This window comes from Delftia sp. BGA-UO-ETr-SB1, from assembly GCF_059567865.1.
This window is the reverse complement of record NZ_JCAQOW010000004.1, coordinates 1,950,290-1,967,060: the sequence shown is the minus strand read 5'-3', so window position 1 is coordinate 1,967,060 and position 16,771 is coordinate 1,950,290. Positions and strand designations below refer to the sequence as shown.

The following is a 16,771-nucleotide window of genomic DNA, read 5'->3' as shown; positions in this document are numbered from 1 at the left end:
AGGCTCAGTGCACCGGCCGGCTCAGCCGCCTGCTCGCCCTCGATATCGCGTAGTTCACCAGGCAGTACAGCACCGCCACCACCAGGTACACGGGCACCAGCGCGTGGTAGTTTGCGATGAGCACCTTGGCGTTCTGCATGAGTTCGCCGTAGGTGACGATGTAGCCGAAGGTGGTGTCCTTGACCACGATGACCAGCTGCGCGACCAGGGCCGGGACGATGTAGCGCAGGGCCTGCGGGAAGACGACGAACCGGAAGACCTGGACCTCGGTCAGCCCCAGGCTTCGCGCGGCATCGGTCTGGCCGCGAGGGACGGCCAGCACGCCTGCGCGGTAGACCTCGGCCACCACGGCGGCGGTGCTCAGGCCTATGGGCAGGGTCAGCATCCAGTACGTGCCGAGCTTGATGCCGGCTGCGGGAAGCACCAGAAAGCACACGTAGATGAGCAGCAGCGTGGGCGTGCCGCGCAGGAATTCGATGACGGCGATGCTGGGCCAGCGCACGATGCGGGGCCGCGCCAGGCGCCCCGCCAGCAGCACCAGCCCAAGGCTCAGCGCAATGACGGCGGCCATGGCCGACGATGCCAGCGTGCCGAGCAGGCCCTTGGCCAGAAAGGCCCAGGTGGTGGGCCAGGCGAAGAATTCCCAGAACCGGGCCTCGAGCTGGCCTGCGGAATGAAAACGCCACACGACGCCCGCAGCCAGCGCAATCAGCCCGGCCGCGGCGATCAGGCTGACCACCTGCGTGATCTTCCTGGCCTGCGGGCTGGGCGCGCCAAACAGAATGTCTTCCAGAGAACGGCTCATCGCAGTATCCGCAGCTTCTTTTCCAGGATGGCGCCCACCCAGGCAATGAGCAATCCGGTGGCCACGTACAGGGCGGCGGCCACCGCGAACGCGGCCATGCCGGCGGCGGAGTCGTTGGCGATCTTGGACACGAGCGCCGTGAGCTCCCGGCCCGCCAGCGGCACCTGGGACGCCAGCGAGGTGGACAGCATCAGCGCAATGAGCAGCGACGTCATCGGCTGCACCACCGAGCGCAGTGCCTGCGGCAGCACCACGGCCGAGATGATCTGCATGGGCCGCATGCCCAGGCTGAGCGCGGCCTCGATCTGGCTGCCGGCAATGGTGTTGATGCCCGCGCGCAGATAGTCCGCCGTGAACGCGGAGCAGACCAGGGTCAGGGCCAGGATCACGCTGGGCTCATAGTCGATCACGACATTGAGATCGGGCAGCGCGAACACGATGAAGATCAGCAGCGCCACGCTGGGAATGTTGCGGAAGATCTCGACGTAGCCCGTCAGCACGAAGCGCAGCGGCGGCAGCGGAAGCAGCCTGAGCACCGTCACGACCACGCCCAGCAGGAAGCCGGGCAGGAACGAGAAGGCGGTGAGCTTCCAGGTCAGCAAGAGGGCCTGCCAGAAGGCAGGCCCGTGGTCGGCGAGGAGCCGGGAGATGTCACCCATCGTTCAGGGCAGGGCGGGCGGCGTGGGAACGGCCGTGCTGCCGGTGCGCTGTCCGATGGAGACGGTCCACAGCTTGGCCCAGGTGCCATCGGCTTCGATTTTCTTCAGGAAGGCGTTGATGAAGGCCACGCCGTCCGAGCCCTTGGGCAGGCCGATGCCGTAGGAATCCTGGGCGCCAAAGGGCGCGCCTGCCAGCCGCGCGTCGCCAGTGCCCAGGCTCAGGGTGTTGAGCAGCAGGGTGTAGTCGGTCACATAGGCATCCACACGGCCCTGGCGCAGGGAGTCCAGCGCTTCCTGGTGGGTCTGGAACTCCTGCACGACCGCCTTGGGCGCGTGCTGCGCCAGGATGGCGGGCCCCGTGGAGCCGGCCTGCGTGGCCACCTTCTTGCCTGCCAGATCGCTGTACGACTGCACGGTCTTGTTGCTTGCCTTGACAAGCACCCCGGCCTGCGAGGTGTAGTAGGGGCCGGCAAACGAGATCTTCTCTGCGCGTGCGGGGGTGATGGAGTAGGTGGCGATCACCATGTCCGCCTGATTGTTGATGAGCACCTGCTCGCGCGTGGACGAGGTCACCTGTGCGAACTGGTACTTGGACGCATCGCCCAGGATGTAGCGCGTGAGCAGCTGGGCCAGGCCTGCGTCGAAGCCGCGGATCTTGCCGTCCTTCTCGTTGAGCAGGGAGAACAGATTCGAGGTCTGGGTGCTGCCCAGGCGCAGCGTGCCGGCCTGCTTGATCTTGCTGGCCCACGTGCTGGAGGCGATGGTCGCGGCGTCGGCGACGGGGCCTTGCGCCACCAGGGCGTCAAACGCCGCTGTGTTCAGGGGCGCGCCCTGCGCAAAAAGCGATCCACTGCCCACGATCGCCAGCGTCACCACGGTGGATTTCAGAATGGATTTGATGGGCATGTGGTCTTCCTGCTTGGTCTGTGATGTAAATCTGGGGATGGCTGCCAGGGGCAAGGGCCGATTATGGCGACTCGCGGCCCTTGCTGCCGCACAAGGGCTCAGTCCCTGGTCACGCGCCGGTCATGCGCAGGTCACGTCCCGGCCATGCGCCGACCGGGTGCGATGGTGGGGGCTGCGGCATTGAGCGTCTCGATCGCATAGCCGGCCGCTGCCTTGTAGCTGGCCATGAAGCCCTCGCGCTCCTCGCGCGGCAGCACCTCGTCGATATGGTCGAAGACGCCGCCGCAGCGCTCGTCCACCAGCCCCAGCAGGCCGAAGGGGCCGGCCCCGCGGTTGCGCAGAACCAGGGCCGAGATGTCCTTGCACAGCCTGTCGTCATAGGCGCGCAGCGCCTGCGGGCCCACGCCGTGGTCCAGCAGCTGCGCGCCCAGCACGCGCGCGTCCACGATGGCCTGGCTGGCGCCGTTGGAGCCCACCGGGTACATCACATGCGCCGCATCGCCCAGCAAGGCCACGCGGCCGTCCACCCAGGTGGGCACGGGGTCGCGGTCGATCATGGGGTACTCGAAGACATCCGTGGCGCCGCGCAGCATGGCCGGCACGTCCAGCCAGCCGTAGTCCCAGCCCTCGAAGTGGTGGATGAATTCCTCCAGCGCCACGCGCCGGTTCCAGTCGCCTTGCTGCCAGCCGCCGTCGTTGTCCACCGTGATCTCGGCGATCCAGTTGATGGTGGCCAGGCCCGTGACGGGGTCCGGCGGCGTGATGGGGTACAGCACCACGCGATGGCGCAGCGAGCCCACGCCCACGAAGGACGCACCGGTGCGCACAGGCACGCCCGGCGTGGTGCCGCGCCACATGATGGCGCCGCCCCACTGGATGGGCGGCTGAGCGGGGTGCATCTGCGCGCGCACGGCCGAGTGCAGGCCATCGGCCGCCACCAGCAGCGAGCCCTGCACCTCCAGCCGCTGGCCATCGCGGGTGTCGATGAGCGCGGTCACGCCCTCGGCATCCTGCCGGTAGCCCACCACGCGCCGGCCCAGTTGCACGGCATCGTCGCCCAGGCGCTCCCGCACGGCGTTGAACAGCATCATCTGCAGCTGCCCGCGGTGCACCGCGTACTGCGGCCAGTGGTAGCCCGCCTGCAGCCCGCGCGGCTCGGCATACACCTCGTTGCCGTTGCGGCCCACCAGCGCCCATTCCCGCGCCTGCAGGCCGATGGTGTCCAGCACATCGTTGCCGAAGCCCAGGTCATGCAGTTCCCGCACCGCGTTCGGCTGCAGGTTGATGCCCACGCCCAGCGGCTGCAACTGCGCCACCGACTCGAACACGATGCAGGGCACGCCGATCTGGTGCAGCGTGAGGGCAGTGGCCATGCCACCGATGCCGCCGCCGGCAATGAGCACGGGGCGGGATGGATTGTTGTGTGAAGCAGCAGCAGACATGCCGGGATTGTCCATGCAATGGCTGCGGGCGGATGTCCCATCTGCGGCGCGTGCATGGCGCAAACAATGTATGATGACCATCATGCGAAATACAAATTCCAGCGCCCGGGCTTCCGCCAAGGAGGCCACGCATGAGCGCATCGTCTCCGTGGCAGCGCGTGCCATCCGCCGCAGCGGCTATGGCGGCACCGGGGTGGCGGACATCATGAAGGAGGCGGGCCTGACGCACGGCGCCTTCTACGCCCATTTCGCCTCGCGCGACGCCATGCTGGCCGAAGCGGCGGGCAAGGCCTGCGCCGAGTCCTGCGCCGCCGTCGCCGACGTGGTGGCCAAGGCGCCGCCCGGCATGGTGCTGCAGGCCATGCTGGCCGCCTATCTTTCCAAGGAACATGTCCAGCGCGCCGAGGTGGGCTGCCCCCTGGCGGCCCTGGGCTCCGAGACCTCGCGCCAGGCGCCGGAGGTGCGCCGCGTGGCCACGGGCCACATCAAGGAAATGGTCGATCTCATCGCCCGCCAATCGCCGGACTGGGGACAGCCCGGTGCCCATGAGCGCGCGCTCGTCACCCTGTCCACCATGGTCGGCAGCCTGCTGCTGGCACGGGCGGTGGACGATCCGGCCCTGTCCGACAGCCTGCGCGAGGCAGCACTCAAGCATCTGGTGCCGGCCAGCCATTGATGGCGCATGCCCTGTGCATGTGCCTGGATTTTTTTTTGCCGTTACATATGATGATCATCATATAAAGGAAGGCCATGAAGGCATTCATTCTGGAAAGCCATGGAGCGAACCGCGCCTTGCAGCTGGCAGAGGTGCCCGAGCCGCAGCTGCGTGACGACGAAGTCCTGGTCCAAGTCCATGCCGCAGGCGTGAACCAGCTGGACTCCAAGATCAGGGACGGGCAATTCAAGCTCATCCTGCCCTATCGCCTGCCCCTGATCCTGGGCCACGACGTGGCCGGTGTGGTGGTCAAGGCCGGCCCGCGCGTGCGGCAGTTCAAGCCGGGCGACGAGGTCTATGCACGCACGGACGATTTCCGGATCGGTACGTTCGCGGAGTTCGTGCCGGTCAAGGAGTCGTCGCTGGCGCCAAAACCCAAGGGGCTCACGATGGAAGAGGCCGCCTCCATCCCCCTGGTGGGCCTGACGGCCTGGCAGGCCCTGGTGGAGACGGCGAAGCTGACGAAGGGGCAAAGGGTCTTCATCCAGGCCGGCTCCGGTGGCGTGGGCACGTTCGCCATCCAGCTGGCCAGGCACCTGGGCGCCATCGTTGCCACCACCACGAGCGCGGCCAACTTCGAGCTGGTCAGGAGCCTGGGTGCTGATGTCGTCATCGACTACCGCACGCAGGACTTCGAGGACGTCCTGCACGACTACGACGTGGTGCTGAACAGCCAGGACGGCAAGACGCTTGGCAAATCCCTGCGCGTGCTCAAGGGCGGCGCGAAGCTGGTCTCCATCTCCGGCCCACCCGATCCAGCGTTTGGCAGAAACATCGCGGCGCCTGCATTCGTGCGGCTGGTGATGCGGCTGCTCAGCTCCGGCATCAGGCGCCGGGCGCGAGGCCGTGGCATTGACTACTCCTTCCTCTTCATGCGGGCCAACGGCGGCCAGCTGCGCGAGATCACCCGCCTCATCGAGGCGGGCGCCATCCGCCCGGTCGTGGACAAGGTCTTCGCATTCGAGTCCACCAACGAGGCCCTTGCCTATTCCGAAGCCGGCCATGCCAAGGGCAAGGTCGTCATCAAGATCCGTTGAATCTGTTTTTCCCCACCCCTGGAGTGCTCCATGAAAATTGAAAACGCTGTTGTTCTCGTCACTGGTGCCAATCGCGGCATCGGCCTGGCTTTCGCGCGCGAGCTGCTCGCCCGTGGCGCCCGCAAGGTCTACGCCGGCGCGCGCGACCCCGCCACGGTCACCCAGCCCGGCGTGCATGCCCTGCAGCTGGACGTGAACCGCCCGCAGGACGTGGCCGCCGCCGCCGCGCAGGCGTCGGACGTCACGCTGGTGATCAACAACGCCGGCATCGCCCAGCCCGGCGGCTTCATGGCGCCCGACAGCGAAGAGGTCGCCAGGCGCATCTTCGAGACCAACTTCTTCGCCGTGCTGCGCATGAGCCAGGCCTTCGCGCCGGTTCTCAAGGCCAACGGCGGCGGGGCCTTGCTCAATGTGCTGTCGGTGGCCTCCTGGGTGAACGGCGGCGAGCTGGCCGCCTATTCGGCCAGCAAGTCGGCCGCCTGGTCGCTCACCAACGCCCTGCGCAGCGAGCTTGCAGGGCAGAAGACACAGGTGCTGGGCCTGCACATGGCCTATGTCGACACCGACCTCACGCGCGGGCTTGACGCGCCGAAGTCCAGCCCCGAGGACATCGTCAGGCGCGCGCTGGACGGACTGGAGGCCGGGCTCGATGAAGTGCTGGCCGACGAGCTCACCCAGCAGGTCAAGCGTGGCATGACGGCGGCCCGGCCAAGCTATCTGCCGCAGGGCGCCTGAGGTCGGACCGTGCCAGCCATGGGTGCCCATCCGCATGGATCGGCGTGGGCTGGCACGATCGGTCAGCGCCGGTTTGGCCTATATTTCCATATTTGTTGAAATATCGTATGATTCACCCATGGATGAATCTGAAGTCGTCGAATCCCTGGCCGCGCTTGCCCACCCCTTGCGCCTGCGCATCTTCCGCGCGCTCGTCGTGGCCGGGCCCGAGGGGCTGACGCCGGGCGTCATGGCAGAAAGCCTGGGCGCCGCCAACACCACGCTGTCTTTCCATCTCAAGGAGCTGACCCGCTCGGGCCTGGTGACGCAGGAGCGGGCCAGCCGCAACCTGGTGTACCGCGCCGCCTATGAGCGCATGAACGGCCTGCTTGGCTTCCTGACGCAGAACTGCTGTGCAGGTGCGTCATGCGAGGTGGCCGACATGTCCTGCAAGTCCTGCTGACGCTGCTCCCCCGGTTTCCCCGGCCCTAACACTTCCTGCCATGACTTCCGACAAACCCCTGAACGTCCTGTTTCTGTGCACGCACAACTCTGCCCGGAGCATCCTGGCGGAAGGCCTTCTGAATCACCTCGGCGGCGGGCGCTTCAAGGCCTACTCCGCAGGCAGCAGCCCCCGCGACAACCAGCAGCCCCATCCGCTGGCGATTGCGGCGCTGGAGCAGGCGGGCGTGTGCACCGAAGGCCTGCGCAGCAAAAGCTGGGATGAGTTCGGCGCGCCTGATGCGCCCCCTATGGACCTGGTCATCACCGTCTGCGACAGCGCCGCTGGCGAGGCATGCCCCTATTGGCCGGGCCAGCCCGCCACCGCGCACTGGGGCTACGCGGACCCGTCGCAGGCCGAAGGAAGCGACGAAGGCCGGCAGGCCGCATTCCGCCATACCCTGCTGGCCATGCGGCAGCGCCTGGAGCGGCTCGTCAACCTGCCGCCATCTTCCCTGGCCAGGCACGCGCTGCAGCAGTCTGCCCGCGACCTGGCCCGTGACTGAAGCCTGCCACTGACACCTGCTACCGACGCCTGCCACCGACGCCCGCCACCGAAACCGCTGCGGCCCCCGCTGCCGCCTGCACATCCCCGAAGAAAACAGCACATGCTTGCGGCCCTCCTGATCTTTGCAGCCACCCTTGTCCTGGTCATCTGGCAGCCCGCAGGCCTGGGCATCGGCTGGAGCGCGTCGCTCGGCGCCATCGTGGCACTGGCCCTGGGGGTGGTGCACTGGGCCGATGTCGCCGTCGTCTGGGGCATCGTCTGGAACGCAACCGCCACCTTCGTGGCGGTCATCATCATCAGCCTGCTGCTGGACGAGGCCGGGTTCTTCGAATGGGCTGCACTGCACGTGGCCCGCTGGGGGCGCGCAAGCGGCAGGCGCCTGTTTGCCTTCATCGTGCTGCTGGGCGCCGTGGTGTCTGCGGTTTTTGCCAACGATGGCGCCGCGCTCATCCTGACGCCCATCGTGATGGCCATGCTGGTGGCCCTGGGCTTTTCTGCCGCAAGCACCCTGGCATTCGTCATGGCGGCAGGGTTCATCGCGGACACGGCCAGCCTGCCGCTGGTGGTGTCCAACCTGGTCAACATCGTCTCGGCGGACTTCTTCGGCATCGGCTTCAACGACTATGCATCGGTCATGGTGCCGGTGAACCTGGTTGCCGTGGCCGCCAGCCTGGGCGTGCTGTTCCTGTTCTTCCGCAAGGATCTGCCCCGCACCTACGCCTTGGAGCGGCTGCAGCCGCCATCGGCCGCCATCCGGGACCTGGCCACCTTCCGCGCAGGCTGGGCCGTGCTGGCGCTGTTGATGCTGGGCTTCTTCGGGCTGGAGCCGCTGGGCGTTCCCGTCAGCGCCGTGGCCGCGGCCTGTGCGCTGCTCTTGCTGGCCGTCGCCGCCCATGGCCGGGTGATCAGCGCAGGCCGGGTCCTGAAGGGCGCGCCATGGCAGATCGTCGTGTTCTCACTGGGCATGTACCTGGTGGTCTACGGACTGCGCAACGCTGGGCTGACTGGCGCCCTGGCCAGGGTGCTGGAAGTGTTTGCGGGCGGCGGCGTGTGGGGCGCCGCAATAGGCACCGGCTTTCTGTCGGCGGGCCTGTCTTCCGTGATGAACAACATGCCCACGGTGCTGGTGGGCGCCCTGTCCATCGAGCACTCCGGGGCCACGGGGCTGGTGAAGGAAGCCATGGTCTATGCCAATGTGATCGGCTGTGACCTGGGCCCTAAGATCACGCCCATCGGCAGCCTGGCCACCTTGCTCTGGCTCCATGTGCTGGCCCGCAAGGGCATGACGATTGCCTGGGGCTACTACCTGCGCGTCGGCATCGTCCTGACCCTTCCGGTCCTTGCCGTCACGCTGGCCGCGCTTGCCCTGCGGCTGAGCGTGGGCTGAACGCCGGCCGGCCGGCGCGCTGGCCCATCAGCTGCTGCCGTCCTGCGCAGGCATTGGCACATTGGCCCGGCGTTCAAACAGGTGGGCCATGGCTTTGGCGGCTGCCTCGGCCGCTTCAGCGCGGCGCATCTCGGCCGCGTCTTCAAACCCGCAGCCCATGGCCTGGGCCTCGGTGCCGGCGTAGTCGGCCAGCGTCTCGGCGCTGTCGCGGATGCTTTGCAGGGCGCGGGCCACCACGTCCATGTGGCGGTGGCCCTTGGGGGTCTCCAGCCAGGCCAGGGCCAGCTGGGCGATGGCGGAGATTTCTGCACAGCCTTGCTGCACTAGATGGTCCACCTGGGTGAGCGCATTGGACAGCTGCCGGGCGCTGTGGCTGTCCGTGGTTGGAGCGGGCTTGGTGGGGTTCATGCCGTGGCTCTCCGTAGCGGGCGCTGCGTTGGCGTGCGTGGTGGAGGGTGGGCGCCAGAAGAGGGCGCGCAGGCAAGAGCGAGAGAAACGGCGTTCATGGTTCCGTACTCCTATGCGAGATTTGAAACCACCAGCCCCGTGTTTTGAAGCACGGAAAAGGTGGACGGGATGTTCAAAACACGCGCATAGACGTGCGGGCAGCCTTACGGACAGCCCCATCCCGCCCGTAACCGTATGGACGAGCGGGCGGGAGCCCACTTGCCAGGTGTTCAGACGTGACGAGGCCTTCTTTCGGGAAGGCTCAACCGCTATACGACGGATGTTTTGAAGCATCAGCCCCGGGACAGGGGGCCGGTGCGGATGATAGCGCGGGAGGGGAGGGGGCGAGCCGTTTTTGGGGATGCAGCTCGTAGTGGTGGAGTTGTCTGCTGCCGGACCTGAGTCTGCATTCGCGCAGTTGGTGCAGATGGCAGCTATGCAGCGATAACTGTGCCCACTGCCTCATCGCGAGCGTGCGGTCACAACCACATGCGAATTGATCGGATGCAGGGAGTCCAGCGAGCATCATTCGATGCGAAAGAGACTGCCGAAGCCCTCACCTTGCGCTGGCGCGCCCTCGGTGCAGACAGGCATTGGCAGGCCCTGTGCCCATCCGGCTGCCAAGACCTGCACGTCATGCATCGGATTGGACGCCTTGGCACGCTCATTGCGTATGCGGCAGGCTTCCGGTTCGGTGCCGAACAGCCCGCGTGCGAAGACCCGACCCTGTTCCGTCAGCCTTGCTGTTTTCGGGGCGCGGATTCTCGCAAACGCCTGGAATACATCGTCCAAGCCGCCGCTTGTGGCATCCAGGCACCGGGCCAAATGCCACGCATCTTCCAGCGCCTGGCAGGCACCTTGCCCCGATGTCGGCAACGGCGCATGCGCGGCATCACCCACCAGCAGCACGTTCGCCCGGCTCCATGTGTGCAGCGGCTCCAAGTCATGCACCGCAATCAGCCGGATGGCATTCGCGGGCGTGGCCCGGATGATATGCACGACCGGTTCAGGCCATCCCGCGAACAGGTCATCGACCTCCTTGCGCATATCTGCGGCCGGTCTGGCCTCAGACAGGGGCCGAGCCTGGGCCGCAGCCCAATACACCAGTTCGGGGCGAATCGCCACGCAACCAAAGCGCTCGCCCGCCCCCCAGAAATCCTGAATCGCAATATCGTCCACCAGCGCATGCTGCGCCTGCGCCACGCCGATCCAGTTCACGAAGCCCTGATAGACGGGCGTGTTGTCACCTGCGACAAACTTGCGTGCCACAGAATCCATGCGACCGTCTGCGCCAATGAGCAGGTCCGGGCGAGTGCTCGCACCGTTATCGAAATGGGCCATGGCCCTGCCATTGGCATCCAGCTCAATGGCCACCGCCCGGTGCCCGAACTCCACTGGTATCCCTGCCCGAGCCGCATGATCCAGCAATACCTCCTGCAAGTGCCTGCGCAGCACCGTGTAGGTGGGGTATCCCATCATCCGGTCCAGCAAGGCAATATCGAGGCCTCCCAATGCATTGCCCACGGCATCCTGGCGGCGCATTGTCCGTGGTCGGCCGCCAATGGCCTTGATGTCTTGCAGCAGTCCCAGCTCTTGCAGCACAAAGCTGGCATTGGGCCAAAGCGTCACGCCGGCCCCCATGGTTGCCGGCGCCGTTCGGCGCTCGTAGACCCGAGGGTTGTAACCCTGCCTGCGCAAAGTCAGTGCCACGCTCAAGCCTGCAATTCCACCGCCAAGTATTCCGATTTCCACGCTGAATCTCTCCTGTCGATATGGAGCCCTACGCATAGCCCACCGCGTTGCATCGAGCAAAAGTGCATCTTAAATTTCGCCACTACAGGGAACTAGCATGCAAAATTGGGACGTTTTCATACCTCAAACGGGATAATCAATGCGCGATGCACTCGATCTGAATGCCGTCCGCGTCTATACGGCAGTTGTTGATGAGCAGAGCTTTGCCGGCGCATCGCGTTTTTTGGCCATGCCTTCCTCCAACGTCAGCCGCCACGTTGCAGCACTGGAGCGCAGACTCGGTACACGCCTGCTGGAGCGAAGCACCCGTCACCTGCGTATGACGGAAGCCGGCCGTCTGCTCTATGAACGCGCCAAGCCCTTGCTTGACACCCTGCTCTCCACGGAGGAGGAGCTTGGCGCAGTGCAGCGCGAACTGCGCGGTCCTTTGAAGATCTGCATGCATGGCGAGGCACCCAGGCTGATGGCCCCCATCCTCGCTGAGTTCTGTAGCCTTCATCCGGGGATCGAGCTGGAATGCGATACCCGGATGACCGGACTGGAAGTGCTTCGAGAAGACGTTGACCTTTCCATCGTCTTCCACCGGGGTCCTCAGGAAGACAGTGCTTTCATCACCCGCGAACTGGCCACACTGCCCAGCATCGTGGTTGCCGCCCCCTCCTTGCTGGCCAAAACCGGGATGCCACGCCACGTGCGCGAGCTGAAATCTCTGCCCTGCATCACCACCCTCAGTGCGCTGAAGGGCCAGCCCTGGCAGTTTCAAGACGCAGCGGGAGAAATCGTCAAGGTGCCGGTCCGCAGCCGCTACCGCGTCAACAGCGGAGAGCTGGCCGTTGCAGGCGCACGGCAAGGCATCGGCTTCGCGATTGTGGCGGCCTACCCCTGCCAGGAAGACCTTGCAGCAGGTCGATTGCAGGAAGTGCCACTAGACCTTTGTCCTGCCCCTTTGCAATTGCTGGGGGCATACAGCCATCGCCATTCCGTGACTGCGCGTGTCCGGGCGCTGCTGGAATTGATACAGGTACGGTTGGCTGGATCAGTTAACCCTCCCATGAACCCCCGATCTCATGGGTCGCCCTAGGATCGAAGTGATGCACTGGGCTCAAAGTGGAGACCTTCGGAGCGCGAGCAGTCGCTCGGCATGACGTTTAAATGTCAGCTTGTGGCGGTGCGCGACCTTCGCTGGTCGCGGCCCAGGGTGCCGACCGAAAGGGCCCCGGCTGGCGCCCGCTTTACAGCGATTGCTGTCGCTCATGGTCTCATTCAGTCACGGTCGCATGCCGGTCATCCGAGCACCAAGGCTCAAGCCGGCCCAGCGACGGACTTCAGTTAACTAGCTGACGGTGACCCAAGGGACTCCTGGAAATCCGCTATCGCGGCCCACGAATAGGCGCTGGCGACACAAAGCCGGCGTTCAGCGCATTCCACAGGAGCCGAGGCGACTTCGCAGGTGTGTCCCGTCATACTTCACGCAACGCTGAATCATTTGCAAAGTTGCCATGTACACACTCCGCACATCACGTCCTGAAGATGGCGCCGCTCTGGTTGACCTTTGGCGGCGTTCCGTGGACGCCACCCATCACTTTCTCAGTCCCGATGATCGAAAGGCAATTGATGCCGAAGTGGTCGAGTTTCTGCCTCATGCGCCGGTGACTGTTGCTGTGGATGAACATGACCAGCCCCATGGCTTTATGCTGATCGATGGCACGCACATGGAGGCGCTGTTCATCGATCCGGATGTCCGTGGCACCGGCATCGGCCGCAGGTTGTTGCAGCATGGATTGGCGCTGCACGGGGAATTGAGCACAGACGTCAACATGCAGAACTCCCAAGCGGTTGGCTTCTATCAACGGATGGGGTTCGTTGAAACTGGACGTTCGCAGGTGGATTCGCAGGGACGCCCTTATCCTCTTGTTCACCTGCGATACCAGGGCTAGCTGGAAGCAGGCCGCAGCTCGCATGGGGCCTGCCTTGCAGCAGCAGCAACCCCTTACTGTGGACTGTTGCCCCCTTGGTTGACGCTCAGATACACGGTCGGCAACCACCGTTTTTGTACGCTTTGAATTTGATGGATAGACAACCAGATAAAGGCATGATTTTGAAATTTAAGCGGCTCACTGAAGTTGATCCGGCTCATATTGTTTCGCTGAACAACAATCCAGATGTGCTGCGACAAATGCCGCTTGGAAATGCGGATTTCGACCTGGCGAAAGCAAATGAGTGGGCTCAGCAAAAAGATGCCCAGTGGCAGCAATACGGCTATGGGCCATGGGCGTTTGAAATTGATCAGCAATTTGCCGGCTGGGGCGGCTTGCAGTACGAGGAAGGTGATGCCGACCTCGCTTTGGTGCTTCACCCCAAGTTCTGGGGAAGTGGCAAGGCCATCTATCAAGAGATAGTGAAACGTGCATTCACTGGCTTGGGGCTGAACTCCATCACGATTTTGCTGCCACCTTCAAGAACCAGAATAAAAGGGATTCTCAAGCTGGGATTTCGGCCAGATGGCGCATTGGATATCGAGGGGACTCGTTTTTTGCGCTATCGCCTGCATGCACCCGGCAAACCCGCTTGACCAGATATTTGAGCAGCGCGTCTTGATCCCGCGCGCTCATACCTTGGCGAGGAAGGCCGCCGCATCACCCGCTTCACACTTCCAGTCTGCGAAGACTCCAACCAGATTGCATTCCACGCAGTGGCAAGCGATGTAGTACCAGCGCACGTCATGTGTGCCTTCGTACACGGAGACGCCGGACATCAGTTCGAACGTCTCGTTCTCGCACACGCACTCGTGTGCCTCGGGGGTGGCCTCTTCAACATATTCCGCGCTGTCGCCCATCAGGTGTTCCTGCCCGCAGTCGGTGCAGGTGCGGATGGCCACGCCGGCTTCCTCATCCGTCTGCAGCGCAAAAGTCCGGCACCCGCAATCGCATTTGGACGAGGCAAACCGGACGGCCTCATGGCCATTCGCAACGCTGTAGCTGCGCAGCTCGGCTTGGGTGTCGCCGGAAGTCGTCCCGTACCAGAACTCGCCCTTCTTCGTCAGTGCCATTGATACTGTTCCATTCTTCAAGTTGGGCCTCTCGGCAGACCTGACGCCAAGCGTTCCCGATGTTCCGGATTTTGCCTGATGGCACGGTGAATCGTCGCCAAGGGGCCGGGCCGAGGTGGACGCCGATTCTTGGAGATTGCAGCCAGCGACCATCAAGTTCAACTGTTGATCGCCGCCGATGTTCGATGTTGAAGCTCCTGCGTCCAGCTCTCAGCCTGGGACCAGTGTTCGGAAACCTGCAGCTGCCGGCTGCTCCGCAGCGGTTGCTGCCGCCCAGGGCCTCCTCGCGAGCTCGCTGCCGGTGCCGCGCGTCAGCAGCCGTGAGCACGCTTGTGCGAAAGGAAGAAGCGCAGCATCTCGGCGCTGGCGTCGATTCCTCCTGGCGTGGTGTAGCTGCCCTCTGAGCTGCCGCCGGACCATGCGTGGCCTGCGCCATGCAGTTGCCAGTGTTCAATGGCAGTACTTCCGTCGGCCGCGACATAGGCAGAGCGGGTGAATCGCTGGCGGTTCGGCGCATGGCCCTGGATGACGCGAGGTGCGCCTTGGGGACTTTGCGCGCTGCGTGCAGCATTCACCACGGCCGCGCCGTTGTCGTGGTGCACCGTCGTGTCGGCATCGCCGTGAAACACGATCACCGGACACACGCTGGGACCGCTGGCCGAGCCTGATGCTGCGCCTCTTCGCATCGCCTCGAGGGCTGATGGCAGATTGGACGCAGCACCGGCGGGCAAGCCCGAATGCACGCCCACGGCGGCGAACAGCTCAGGATAGGTGCGTCCCAATATGTCCGCCATTGCACCGCCAGCCGATAGTCCGGCGACATAGACACGCGATGCGTCCGCGCCATGGTCAGCCACCACTTGGCGTGTGAGGCCCGCCAGCAGTGCTGGCTCGCCCCGGCCCCGCTGCTGATGCTGGGCCTTGAACCAGTTCCAGCATTTTTGCGAGTTCGCATGCTGTGTTTGTTCAGGATAGAGCACCAATACACCAGCCCTGCGTGCCTGGTCATTCATGCGCGTGCCGGCGGCGAAGTCTTCCGGCCCTTGGGTGCAACCGTGCAGCATGAGGACGAGCGGCCGAGGCCCCGCTTCAAGTGCACTGCCTGGCGGCACATACAGCCGATAGGCCAGCTGCCGGCCTCCGTGCGAGTAGCTGCCGCGCAGCCATTGCTCGTCGCTGCAGGTGTCTGCCTGCGATGAGCCCGCAGGCACGGCGAGTTCGGGAGCATCGTCGATGAAACGGGCTTCGGCATCGACGATCCAGCCTTCTTCCCTGTGACTGGTTGCGGCTGTCTTGCCGTGGGGCGCAGGCGCGGGCGGGCTTTCGCCTCGCAACGTGCGCTGAATCAGCTCGGTTGCTTCCAGCAAATTGCCAGTGCGCGTCAGGCGTGTAGCCTCGCCCAGCATGTCGTGAAAAAGCTGTTTCATGGAATGGTTCTCAGGTAATGCGGCCGGCCAGAGCGGCACGAACGGCGGGGCTGGCCTGGAGCGCTCCCAGCACCGTGATGGATTCGATGGTTTCTGCGGCCAGCTGCGCAGGCACGTCCTGCGCGATGCTGGCCAAGCCCAGCACCCGGATCTGCAGCTTTTCCCCGGCAGCCTGCACCCGCAGGAGATCGGCCTGGGAGAAATGCTGCATACCCAGGACCAGCATCTTGCGGGCGACGACCTGCTGCAACGCGTCTGCGTGGCTGCGCAGGTGATTGCGTATCGCTGTACGGATGAAATCACTGCGGTTTGCGTAGAAGCCTTCGGCGACCAGCAGGTCGATTTGGCCCAGGTCGACATAGCCCAGATTGATGGTGAGCTTCTCGGATTCGCTCACGCGAGGGGTGGAGGTGGTTGTGGCCATGGAACATCCTTATGCCATCCATATGGATGGTTTGAGGATGGTTTCAAGGCCTGATGTTTCAATTTGGCGCTACACGTCGTGTGGCGTCCGGTGGACGGGCTCTCCAGCGTGTCCGTTGCCATCATTGCCCTGTCACGTCTGGGCCTTAGGGTGGCCGGGCCGGGCCACCGCGCCCGGCGTTGCTCAGCCATGCGCCAGGAGGCTCCATGCAAGATTTGCAGGCAGGCTCGCCGCATGGCCCTTGCGTTTGGGGCCAGCCCGGCGAACGGTTCAATACCTGGAGTCATCTGGCATCCCTGCCCGTGGGCCTGGCAGCCAGTGTGGTTCTCATCTGCGAAACGGTGGCCGGCGGCGATGCGCGCAAGATTGTGGGCGCTGCGGTGTTTGGCCTGTCTCTGGCGGCGCTGTTTGGCGCATCGGCCCTCTTTCATGGCTGTACCGGGGTGCGCAAGGGTTTCTGGCAGCGCGTCGACCACGCCTGCATTTACCTGCTGATTGCCGGCAGCCACACGCCCTTTGCCTTGATGGCGCCCCCTGGCTTGTGGGCTTGGCTGCTGCTTGGCGGCGTATGGGGACTCGCATTCCAGGGTGCGATACGTGCACTGGGTTTCGATTCACCGCCGCGCCTGTCCCTGTACATCAGCCTTGGCTGGCTCAGCTTGGGGGGCGCGGTGCCGGTGGCCTTTCGCCATGGTGCGCAGACCCTGGCCTGGCTGCTCGCCGGCGGACTGCTCTATTCGGCAGGAACGGTGTTCTACCGTCGTCTGGCGAGCATGCGCCACGCGCACGGCATCTGGCATCTGTTCGTGGTTGCCGGCAGCGCCTGCCATACCGTCGCGGTAGCCGGTTTGCTCGCCTGACCTCCTGCCATTCATGGCTTCGACACCCTGCCGTCCTGATGAGGCTGTTTGCTTACGCAATTTCGGCGGGGCGGACCTCATGGAAAATTCTGGCATGGGCTTAAAACATGGTCGAGGCGGGGTGCATCTATCTCTTCC

General features: G+C 64.7%; 19 protein-coding genes. 10 read left to right on the top strand and 9 right to left on the bottom strand.

The features are described from left to right. Positions 1–4: 4 nt before the first annotated feature. From AC57B5_RS09640 to AC57B5_RS09625, 4 genes are all read right to left on the bottom strand, one after another. The gene (locus tag AC57B5_RS09640; RefSeq protein ID WP_013801876.1) at positions 5–805 is read right to left on the bottom strand and encodes an amino acid ABC transporter permease; all 801 of its coding nucleotides are present in this window, start codon (positions 803–805) and stop codon (positions 5–7) included. Further along, positions 802–1,464: an amino acid ABC transporter permease gene (locus tag AC57B5_RS09635; RefSeq protein WP_096916659.1), complete on the bottom strand. Its 663-nt coding sequence runs from the start codon at positions 1,462–1,464 to the stop codon at positions 802–804. The genes AC57B5_RS09640 and AC57B5_RS09635 overlap by 4 nt, the downstream gene beginning before the upstream one ends. Before the next feature lie 3 nt (positions 1,465–1,467). Beyond that, positions 1,468–2,370: a glutamate ABC transporter substrate-binding protein gene (locus AC57B5_RS09630; protein WP_319073623.1), complete on the bottom strand. Its 903-nt coding sequence runs from the start codon at positions 2,368–2,370 to the stop codon at positions 1,468–1,470. Positions 2,371–2,501: 131 nt separating this feature from the next. Next, on the bottom strand, positions 2,502–3,812 hold the full coding sequence (locus tag AC57B5_RS09625; RefSeq protein WP_496399368.1) for a flavin-dependent oxidoreductase: 1,311 nt from the start codon (positions 3,810–3,812) through the stop codon (positions 2,502–2,504). A gap of 70 nt (positions 3,813–3,882) precedes the next feature. Between AC57B5_RS09625 and AC57B5_RS09620 the strand changes: the two genes are divergently transcribed. The 6 genes from AC57B5_RS09620 to AC57B5_RS09595 all read left to right on the top strand — a co-directional run bounded on the left by AC57B5_RS09620 (position 3,883) and on the right by AC57B5_RS09595 (position 8,674). Next, complete coding sequence (locus AC57B5_RS09620; RefSeq protein ID WP_496399367.1) at positions 3,883–4,488, top strand: TetR/AcrR family transcriptional regulator; 606 nt, start codon at positions 3,883–3,885, stop codon at positions 4,486–4,488. A 74-nt stretch (positions 4,489–4,562) separates the two neighbouring features. After that, complete coding sequence (locus tag AC57B5_RS09615; RefSeq protein WP_496399366.1) at positions 4,563–5,564, top strand: NADP-dependent oxidoreductase; 1,002 nt, start codon at positions 4,563–4,565, stop codon at positions 5,562–5,564. A 30-nt stretch (positions 5,565–5,594) separates the two neighbouring features. Next, the gene (locus AC57B5_RS09610) at positions 5,595–6,299 is read left to right on the top strand and encodes an SDR family oxidoreductase (protein ID WP_097202048.1); all 705 of its coding nucleotides are present in this window, start codon (positions 5,595–5,597) and stop codon (positions 6,297–6,299) included. Between the two features lie 118 nt (positions 6,300–6,417). Further along, entirely contained in the window at positions 6,418–6,741 is a 324-nt protein-coding gene (locus tag AC57B5_RS09605; RefSeq protein WP_013801883.1) for an ArsR/SmtB family transcription factor, read from the top strand. 40 nt (positions 6,742–6,781) lie between these two features. Beyond that, positions 6,782–7,285 (top strand): arsenate reductase ArsC, encoded by a 504-nt coding sequence (locus AC57B5_RS09600; RefSeq protein WP_496399365.1) that lies wholly within the window; start codon positions 6,782–6,784, stop codon positions 7,283–7,285. Positions 7,286–7,387: 102 nt separating this feature from the next. Beyond that, a complete protein-coding gene (locus AC57B5_RS09595) occupies positions 7,388–8,674 on the top strand; it encodes an arsenic transporter (RefSeq protein ID WP_496399364.1) in 1,287 nt (428 codons plus the stop codon). A gap of 27 nt (positions 8,675–8,701) precedes the next feature. Here AC57B5_RS09595 and AC57B5_RS09590 read toward each other — a convergent pair whose 3' ends face one another. Together AC57B5_RS09590 and AC57B5_RS09585 are read right to left on the bottom strand one after the other, a co-directional pair. After that, positions 8,702–9,082, bottom strand: coding sequence for a hypothetical protein (locus tag AC57B5_RS09590; RefSeq protein ID WP_496399363.1), 381 nt, complete (start codon positions 9,080–9,082; stop codon positions 8,702–8,704). Between the two features lie 564 nt (positions 9,083–9,646). After that, entirely contained in the window at positions 9,647–10,873 is a 1,227-nt protein-coding gene (locus AC57B5_RS09585) for an FAD-dependent monooxygenase (protein WP_496399362.1), read from the bottom strand. Positions 10,874–11,012: 139 nt separating this feature from the next. Here AC57B5_RS09585 and AC57B5_RS09580 point away from each other — a divergent pair, with 139 nt between their 5' ends. The 3 genes from AC57B5_RS09580 (at position 11,013) to AC57B5_RS09570 (ending at position 13,445) form a co-directional block, all read left to right on the top strand. Next, positions 11,013–11,954, top strand: a complete 942-nt coding sequence (locus AC57B5_RS09580) for a LysR family transcriptional regulator (RefSeq protein WP_278537993.1) — start codon at positions 11,013–11,015, stop codon at positions 11,952–11,954. A gap of 418 nt (positions 11,955–12,372) precedes the next feature. Then, a complete protein-coding gene (locus AC57B5_RS09575; protein WP_496399361.1) occupies positions 12,373–12,810 on the top strand; it encodes an acetyltransferase in 438 nt (145 codons plus the stop codon). Between the two features lie 155 nt (positions 12,811–12,965). Beyond that, on the top strand, positions 12,966–13,445 hold the full coding sequence (locus AC57B5_RS09570; RefSeq protein WP_496399360.1) for a GNAT family N-acetyltransferase: 480 nt from the start codon (positions 12,966–12,968) through the stop codon (positions 13,443–13,445). A 36-nt stretch (positions 13,446–13,481) separates the two neighbouring features. On the opposite strand, the gene AC57B5_RS09565 is transcribed toward AC57B5_RS09570, so the two are convergent. The 3 genes from AC57B5_RS09565 to AC57B5_RS09555 form a co-directional block, all read right to left on the bottom strand. Beyond that, positions 13,482–13,922: a hypothetical protein gene (locus AC57B5_RS09565; RefSeq protein ID WP_043825141.1), complete on the bottom strand. Its 441-nt coding sequence runs from the start codon at positions 13,920–13,922 to the stop codon at positions 13,482–13,484. Positions 13,923–14,233: 311 nt separating this feature from the next. Then, positions 14,234–15,349: an extracellular catalytic domain type 1 short-chain-length polyhydroxyalkanoate depolymerase gene (locus AC57B5_RS09560; RefSeq protein WP_496399359.1), complete on the bottom strand. Its 1,116-nt coding sequence runs from the start codon at positions 15,347–15,349 to the stop codon at positions 14,234–14,236. Positions 15,350–15,359: 10 nt separating this feature from the next. Continuing rightward, positions 15,360–15,773, bottom strand: a complete 414-nt coding sequence (locus tag AC57B5_RS09555; RefSeq protein WP_034394959.1) for a CopG family transcriptional regulator — start codon at positions 15,771–15,773, stop codon at positions 15,360–15,362. 206 nt (positions 15,774–15,979) lie between these two features. Here AC57B5_RS09555 and trhA point away from each other — a divergent pair, with 206 nt between their 5' ends. Further along, positions 15,980–16,633, top strand: a complete 654-nt coding sequence (trhA, locus tag AC57B5_RS09550; protein ID WP_496399358.1) for a PAQR family membrane homeostasis protein TrhA — start codon at positions 15,980–15,982, stop codon at positions 16,631–16,633. The last annotated feature ends 138 nt before the right edge of the window (positions 16,634–16,771 follow it).